This window comes from Vibrio makurazakiensis, from assembly GCF_050337375.1.
GTDB lineage: Bacteria > Pseudomonadota > Gammaproteobacteria > Enterobacterales > Vibrionaceae > Vibrio > Vibrio makurazakiensis.
Genome location: NZ_JAKJSW010000438.1, coordinates 1 through 1,343, shown reverse-complemented (window position 1 = coordinate 1,343; position 1,343 = coordinate 1). Strand labels below are relative to the sequence as shown.

2 protein-coding genes are annotated in these 1,343 nt (G+C 42.8%); both read left to right on the top strand.

Annotated features, from left to right (window positions below; genetic code table 11):
- Positions 1 to 238: 238 nt before the first annotated feature.
- The gene (locus L4C33_RS22280) at positions 239 to 640 is read left to right on the top strand and encodes a GFA family protein (RefSeq protein ID WP_428814559.1); all 402 of its coding nucleotides are present in this window, start codon (positions 239 to 241) and stop codon (positions 638 to 640) included.
- 109 nt (positions 641 to 749) lie between these two features.
- The coding region (locus L4C33_RS22275; RefSeq protein ID WP_428814558.1) for a YoaK family protein at positions 750 to 1,343 on the top strand (594 nt) is incomplete at its 3' end.

The following is a 1,343-nucleotide window of genomic DNA, read 5'->3' as shown; positions in this document are numbered from 1 at the left end:
GCCTGTTGTTGAGTCGCAGGGAATTTCGCGAGGATTTCTTCATCGGTCAAACTAAAGCGATAGAGACCCGCGATAATGACGATAACGAGAAGTACAATTGGAATTAGTAAGATCAGTGGGATCGGTAATTTTCTTTTATTCATAATGACTTATTTTTAGGGTTCCATGTCTATTTGTGCAGACCATAAAGTGCTTTGATATAATTAGCAATAAATAGACAGCAAATTACGGGTCAGCTATGGATATAAAAACCAGAGAATGTGAGTGTCGCTGTGGGGAAGTAAGTTTAGTGTGCAAAGGTGAGCCGTCACGGACTGCGGTATGTCATTGCTTTGAATGCCAAAAGAGAACTGGGAGTGTGTTTGGCGTGCAAGCACGTTTCTCTGCTGATCAAGTGACTCTAAATGGCACGACAACAACATTTTCTCGTATAGGAGATGCTGGTAATGAAGTGTCTTATCAATTTTGTCCAAATTGTGGCACAACAATGTTGCTGCAACTTTCTAACGCGACTGAGTTTTTAGTCGTTCCACTAGGTTTATTTAAAGAACGAGACTTCCCTACCCCAAGCTTTTCTATCTATGAAGAGCGCGCACACGGCTGGGTACGCTTCGACTGCCAAATGGAGCACTACGAATAGCATATATATGAATGAACTTTGTGTAAGATCAAACTCTCGCAAAGATATGTCATAGGGCTAAATAAACTCAAGCGCTATAATCACGCCCTACTTTCTTGGGCTTCTTATCATGATATCTCGTTTACCCCGCTGGGTTGAATATGGCGCTTTACTGCTTGCTGCACTTGCGGGTTCTGTCAACGCTATCGGGCTTTTGAGCTTCCAACATCAAGCTATTTCGCACTTGTCTGGCACAATGACACTTATTGGTAGCGAACTAACATCTCCAGCACTGACCACAGTCCATCTACTATTCATCGCTTTATTCTTTATGTTTGGCGCTGCGTTCAGTGGCTACTTCATTGATAACCAAGCACTCAAACTAGGCCGGCGCTATGGTGTGGCGTTATGTATTGAAGGTAGCCTATTGATGATTGCTTCTTTCGCCCTTATGAATGATTACTCCTGGGGGCAATATTTTGCTTCGGCCGCTTGTGGGTTGCAGAATGCGAKGATCACAACATTCAGCGGTGCAGTCATTCGAACGACTCATATGACAGGAATAATCACAGATCTTGGTATTATGTTAGGCTCCGCCTTAAAGGGAGTACCATTTGACCGACGTAAAGCCAAACTATTTACTTTCATAATCGTAGGGTTTGTTTTAGGTGGTACATTGGGTGCCTACTTATATTCTATCTTCAATATCCTCGCTCTATTATTC

Excerpts from the sequence above, each read along its gene's own strand:
- L4C33_RS22280 (WP_428814559.1), top strand. The coding sequence starts at position 239 with ATGGATATAAAAACCAGAGAATGTGAGTGTCGCTGTGGGGAAGTAAGT.